Source organism: Psychrobacter sp. 1176_08, assembly GCF_052850615.1.
The window spans coordinates 401740-408709 of sequence record NZ_VXCU01000002.1 but is presented as its reverse complement, the minus strand read 5'-3'; the positions used below and the strand labels follow the sequence as shown (position 1 = coordinate 408709).

Genomic DNA, 6970 nt, shown 5'->3' with positions numbered 1-6970 from the left:
AGTTAAATAAAAAAAGCCCAGTCATTTATGACTGGGCTTTTTGATATCTAAGTTAATAAGCAGTATTTATTAAAAATTGGTACTACCTTTTCAAGCATTATTTACCATCAAATACATGTACGGCCTTAATATTGACAAATTCCTTGATACCAAATCCACCATGTTCACGGCCATGACCTGAGTCTTTAACACCGCCAAATGGAAGTGCTGGGTTCGCAAGACCATAGCCATTGATGTAGACCATACCTGTATCAAACTCTTCACGAGCTAGGCGAATCGCTTTCTCTTCATCTTTAGAGAAAATCGCGCCACCCAAGCCATAACGGCTGTCGTTAGCAATACGCAAAGCATCGTCTTGATCTTTGGCACGTATTAGTGATGCCACTGGTCCAAACAATTCGTCGTCATAAGCAGGTTGGCCTTTTTCAACGTTCTCTAAGATAGTTGCTGGGTAGAAGCTGCCTTTACCTTCTGGTAACTTACCACCTGTTGCGATAGTAGCGCCTTTTTTCACACTTTCTTCTACTTGCTCATGCAACTTCTCTTGCAGATCTTTGCGAGCTAATGGGCCAATATTTGAGCCATCATCCATTGGATCGCCTATTTTTACGTTCTCGAACTTTTCAACGATGCGCTGACGGAAGTCATCATAAAGGCTATCAACAACGATGAAGCGCTTCGCAGCCACACAAGTTTCACCATTATTAATCAGACGCGCTTGAGCACAAGTCTCTACTGCGACATCTAAATCGGCATCCTCTAGGACGATGAATGCATCGTTTGAACCCAACTCTAGAACCACTTTTTTGATGGCTTTTGCAGCTTGTTGACCAACGATACTACCTGCACCATCACTACCTGTAAGAGTCACACCGCGTACTTTGTCATGACCGATCAATTCTTCTGACTGATCGTGATCGATTAAAATAGTGCGAAATAAGTCATTTGGTAAATCAGACTCGTGGAAGATTTTTTCAATCAATAGGCCTGAGCCAGTCACATTTGCTGCATGCTTAAGTAAAATACTGTTACCAGCCATCAGATTGGCGATGGTATAACGGAATACTTGATATGCTGGAAAGTTCCAAGGTTGCATACCGTAGATCACACCAATAGGCTGATAGGTAACGATACCCTTTTTCATGTTTTCGATTTCGCGCTCATCATCTGCAAGAGCAGTAATACCATTCTTGGCAGTATAATCACAAATGCCTTTACACAAATCTACTTCTTGCAAGCTCTGGCTATAAAGCTTACCACGCTCTTCAGTCATCAATTTAGACAACTCTTCTTTGTATTTCATCAGAGTATCGCCAATAGAGTTGATCACTTTCGCACGCTCTTCATGGCTGGTTTTACGCCATTCTAAAAACGCTTCGTGCGAGGCATCAACAATCTTGTTGACCTCATCTTTACTCATGTAATTGTATTCTTTAATATTTTCGCCCGTTGCTGGGTTTACCGTAGTAATATCTGCCATGACTTTTGCCCTTATTATTAGGAATTTTTATTGGTTTAATTGCTTCGTTATTTAAGAAATGTATAGGATTGAGTTATGAATTATGCATCTTTCTACAAATATAGATAATGTTGCTGGGCTTAATAATAAGCCTTGTACGTATCTTTTTTCTTAAAGTGCAATCATCATAACAAACTGTATGAGCAGTAGTTTTACAAGTTATGAAGAAGTGTGCATAAGATGTTAATAATGTGACTGTCTTATTAACTACGCCTTAAATATATATTTTTTTGATAAAATTTGGACAACAAAAAACCAGCTTGTTCGCTGGTTTTCTATTTAATGATAAAGCAGAAAGGGCACGTTATCCCAAGAACGCCGTCTCATTAAAACAAGTGATTGGTCACAGGAATATCTTGTGGCGGATTTTCTTCTTCTGCGACCACCTGACGAGCCACATGCATGATGAGCTGACGCAACCAGCGATGAGCAGGATGGTGCTGTAATAACGGTGACCATGCCATGGTTAGCTCAAATTCAGGAATAAAAAATGGCGGCTCTTCCATCATAATACTGTCATTATTGGCCTGCATTCTTGCCACACGAGTCGGCAAGGTTGCAATCAAATCTTTATTGGCGGCAAGCATCGCAGGCATTTGATAATGGCGAGTAAAGACACTGATTTGACGTTTTTGACCCAAGCGCTGGAGGGCTTGATCGATAGAGCCAAGACCACCAGATTTTTCTGGATTGACACCAAAACCGACGCCCATACCCGTTTTAGATACCCACACATGCTGGGCTTTTAGATAGTTTTTTAAATTAAAGCGATTGGCATAAGGGCTTTCAGAAGACAGCAAACAACTAAAGGTATCACGCCATACCAATACTTGATGAAAACTTTGAGGGATTTCATTAAAGCGATTGATTGCCAAATCCACTCGACCCTGCTCCATATCACGATAAGAGACGTCAGATGGGGTCAAAAAGTCTAAAATAACATTGGGCGCTTCAGAACGTAGCGCTTTAACCAATTTGGGCACCAATGTCGCCTCTGCATAATCTGACGTCATAATACGAAAGACACGCGAGGTGCTATAAGGACGAAACTCTGTGCGTGGCTCTAATACTTGTGTCAAGTCAGCAAGTATCTCACGAATACGAGGCTGCAATTCCAAGGCGCGTTCCGTTGGCGTCATGCCTTCTGAAGAACGCACTAATAATGGGTCATTAAATAACTTTCGAAGACGACGTAATATATTACTCATCGCAGGTTGGGTAATTCCAAGCTGCTCAGCTGCCCGAGTGACGTTTTTTTCTCGTAGCAACACATCTAAATGTACCAATAGGTTTAAATCTACCCGCTGCAAATTCATATATATGTCTCTTAGCCTTTGGATAAATACCATAAAAAACTTGGTATTTTTGGTGCTGTTTCAGTTATTTATAATTTAACACAGCGAAATTTTGCTATTTTTCAGTCAAATTCATATAGCATTCGTCAATTATAACTCAAATTACCTACTGTAAGATACTGTTTTACATACATTATAATTAAATAAAATACTAAAGATAATAATCATAAATTAGATAAATCTTGGTGACACAGTTATAGTGAGTCTCATGGATGATTTGTGACACAGACAGTAAAACTTGGGTAAGCGTGCCGATACTATTTTACAGACTGAGACACCATTCAATATATTAGGATATTTACTTTAACTAAAATATTGTTGGTTTTCATACTAGAAGTATTATTAGTTAAGGCGTTTATGACCAGCAACTCATTGTCAAAACTGTCCGTTATTGTACCATCTCTTACTGTCAGTTATGCCCTCATGGGGCGATAAATAGCGTAAACGCCTCAGAATATGCGAACACAACCCATCTTCTTCGATATATCGCTAATTATTTCTAACTGCTGAGTTCAGTAATTGCCTTGTATTCATGGCTGGGTTTGTTTAGTGTAAATAAGACGTTGACCAATAATTTATGGTTACTCTGGCTCTAAATGAGATGTCAATACCGTTCGTAGCAAGTCTAAATATATACTTTTTAGTAAAACTGAATTTTTTAGTCATACCCAATTGTCACTATTTTAGCACTTAATTTATTTGTTTTTCATACCCCACCAAGGAGACTACAGATGTCAACTGCATATAAATCAGCGATCGACTTAGTACGTGAATTAAAGCAAAAGCACGGTAACTGGCAGAACATTAGCGAGACTGATGCAGCACGTATGATGTCCCAAAACCGTTTTAAAACAGGTTTGGATATCGCCAAATATACTGCAAAAATCATGCGTCAAGACATGGAAGATTATGACAATGATACGTCTCAATATACCCAGTCTTTAGGGGCATGGCATGGCTTTGTGGCACAGCAAACCATGTACGCTAAGAAAAAATATTTTGGTACTACAGCCAAAACCTACATCTATCTATCAGGTTGGATGGTAGCGGCCCTACGCTCTGAGTTCGGTCCTCTACCTGACCAATCTATGCATGAAAAAACATCAGTACCCAAACTGATCGAAGAGATTTACACGTTCTTACGTCAAGCAGATGCCAAAGTATTGAACGACTACTTCCGTGAGCTAAACGCTGCTGAAGAAGCAGGTCAAGACACCTCAGCTATTTTAGAAAAAATCGAAAACTTTGATTCGCATGTAGTGCCAATCATCGCTGATATCGATGCAGGTTTTGGTAATGAAGAAGCCACTTACCTATTGACTAAGCAGATGATTGAAGCGGGTGCTTGTGCGATTCAGGTTGAAAACCAAGTTTCCGACGCTAAGCAGTGTGGTCACCAAGCGGGTAAAGTAACCGTACCGCATGAAGACTTCATCTCTAAGCTAAACGCTATTCGTTATGCTTTCTTAGAGCTTGGGGTTGAAGACGGTGTGATCGTTGCTCGTACTGACTCTGAAGGCGCATCACTAACGCAAAAAATCCCAGTATCAAATGAGCCAGGCGATCTTGCTTCTAAATACATCGATTTTATCGAAATGGAAGAAGTCACGCTTGAAGATGCAAAAGAAAATGACAGCTTACTTAAGCATAACGGCAAACTAGTACGTCCCGTTCGTCTACCAAACGGCTTGTACCAGTTCCGTGAAGAGACCAACATTGACCGTGTTGTACTTGACTGTGTGACTGCGCTAGAAAACGGTGCGGATTTACTATGGATCGAAACACCAACTCCAGACGTAGAACACATCAAAATGATGGTTGACCGTATCAAAGAGCAGCAGCCAAAAGCGAAATTGGTATACAACAACAGCCCATCATTCAACTGGACGCTTAATTTCCGTAAGCAAGTCATCGCTCAGTGGGAAGAAGAAGGCAAAGACATCTCGGCATACAATAAAGCGGACTTAATGAGTGCTGATTATGACGGTACTGAGCTTGATGCAGCGGCTGACATCGCCGCTAAGAACTTCCAACGTGATGCGTCACGCGAAGCAGGTGTATTCCATCATCTAATCACACTACCGACCTATCATACTACCGCTCTAAGCGTGCACGAGCTTGCTAAAGGCTACTTTGGTGAAGAAGGTATGCTTGCTTATGCAGCTGGCGTACAACGTAAAGAAATCCGTGAAGGCATCGCTTGTGTTAAACATCAAGCAATGGCAGGTTCTGACCTTGGTGATGATCACAAAGAGATTTTCTCAGGTGACAACGCGCTAAAAGCAGGCGGCGGCAAAAACACGATGAACCAGTTCTAATTACCAATATCTATAATCCTACGTTACAAAAAAAGCCGCTCTACTTAAGATAGAGCGGCTTTTTTGTTGCGGTTTAAACACTCATAGAGTGGTAGACTAATAATCATTATTCAGAATTACTAGGAGCCATTATGCAAGAGATAGAGCTGAAGTTTTTGGTGCCAGAATCACGACTAAAAGGGTTGATGCGTCAAGTACAAGTCAAATCTTCAAAGCTGACGCAACTGGCGGCGCATTATTACGACACTCTTGACCAGCAGCTAGCCAAAGCAGGTATTGGTTTGCGTATTCGCAAAGAAGGGGATGCTTGGGTACAAACCCTCAAAGCTGGCGGCGATGGTATTGCAGCACGTCTAGAACATAACGCCATACTAGATAACGAACAGGTACAGGCAATGCTCGATAACAATGCGCTCATGCCTGATTTAAGCATTTATAAAGATACGCCCGCTGCCGCTGCTTTTGATGGCTTCAAGCTTAAAGAGTTGGCCAAAAAGCTGACACAACGGTATGTCACCGATGTACAACGCACCACACGGTTTCTAACAGAAAAGAACAGTGATGGCCTTGAGGATAGTACAGATAACTGTATCGAGGTCGCTTATGATCAAGGAGAACTTATCCATGGTGAGGACGACACCCAACGAGAAGCCATTCAAGAAATTGAGTTTGAATTGATATCAGGTGATTTAGACTTTTTATTTACAACAGCCAAAGCGTGGTGCAAACGCTATAAGCTCAGTCTCTCTACCGTGACCAAAGCTGAGCGCGGTGGGCTACTAATTAAGGGGCAATCTCATAGCCAGGCGGTTGGCGCAAATCTTAATGAGCTAAACGTCAGTCGAAAAACCAGCCTGCCTACTTTTGTGCGCGCAGCTGTCCATAACTGCCTCCTCCAAATTCTACCCAACAGCAGTGCCATCGTCGCCGGTAGTACTGACCATGAGCATGTCTTGCAGTTTTACATTGGTATCGACCGTTTGCTGACGGCAATAACAGCATTTGCAAGCTTCTCTGATGAGATCAATCCTGATTGGCAGCCTATTCTAAAGCAAACCTTGACCCTACTTGATGACTATCGTGAGCTGACATATCTAGCAGAACACCTCGAACCCCAGTTGCAAGAACTCGGCGCGCCTGCCACTGACTGGACGACAGACATTGATACGCTCAAAATCAAGCCAATGGATGCGGTAAAAGCCAATGACTTTCAGCTGATATTGCTAGAGCTGATAGCCTTCACCATGAGCGATCCAAAACTGGAACCTCAAAATGACAAACTGGCCATCGATAAGCTGGCTAAAATTCTGTCTCAGCAATACAAAGACTTGCTCAACCTTTATAAAAAACGTGATGATATAGAAAATAGTGAGATTGACGATACACAAAGCTTAGAAGCAGAAATTTCAGAAATGAAAAGCGATGATTCAAAAAGTAGCGATGAAGAGCATCCTCAATATGAATTGTACCGTCAACTAAAAACACTACGCTATATGAGTGAACTTTCTGCACCAGTATTTCATAAAAAACCGTCTAAAAAGAAAACCAAGCTTTGGCTCAAGAATCTGACAAAAGCGCAAAAAGCCTTGAATAAATATCAGGCTTATACACAATACCAGCAGCGTTATCAGCTAAAATCCGCATCGGACAGCAACGCGTTATATGGCGCAGGTTGGATAATAGCTGCCTTAGAAAAAGACCACCAACGTGCTGAAAAACGTTTAACGAAACTAAAAGATGGAAAAAAGTTTTGGTAAATATAGATATGGATAAATAAC

4 protein-coding genes are annotated in these 6970 nt (G+C 41.4%); 2 read left to right on the top strand and 2 right to left on the bottom strand.

Annotation, left to right across the window (positions count from 1 at the left end; translation table 11 throughout):
- Window positions 1–97: 97 nt before the first annotated feature.
- Both FW759_RS04375 and FW759_RS04370 read right to left on the bottom strand, forming a co-directional pair.
- A complete protein-coding gene (locus tag FW759_RS04375; protein WP_131392462.1) occupies window positions 98–1480 on the bottom strand; it encodes an aldehyde dehydrogenase family protein in 1383 nt (460 codons plus the stop codon).
- 365 nt (window positions 1481–1845) lie between these two features.
- Window positions 1846–2835 (bottom strand): LysR family transcriptional regulator, encoded by a 990-nt coding sequence (locus FW759_RS04370; protein ID WP_062845203.1) that lies wholly within the window; start codon window positions 2833–2835, stop codon window positions 1846–1848.
- A gap of 770 nt (window positions 2836–3605) precedes the next feature.
- Between FW759_RS04370 and FW759_RS04365 the strand changes: the two genes are divergently transcribed.
- Both FW759_RS04365 and FW759_RS04360 read left to right on the top strand, forming a co-directional pair.
- Window positions 3606–5192: an isocitrate lyase gene (locus FW759_RS04365; RefSeq protein WP_095569997.1), complete on the top strand. Its 1587-nt coding sequence runs from the start codon at window positions 3606–3608 to the stop codon at window positions 5190–5192.
- Between the two features lie 131 nt (window positions 5193–5323).
- A complete protein-coding gene (locus FW759_RS04360; RefSeq protein ID WP_446442306.1) occupies window positions 5324–6949 on the top strand; it encodes a CYTH and CHAD domain-containing protein in 1626 nt (541 codons plus the stop codon).
- The last annotated feature ends 21 nt before the right edge of the window (window positions 6950–6970 follow it).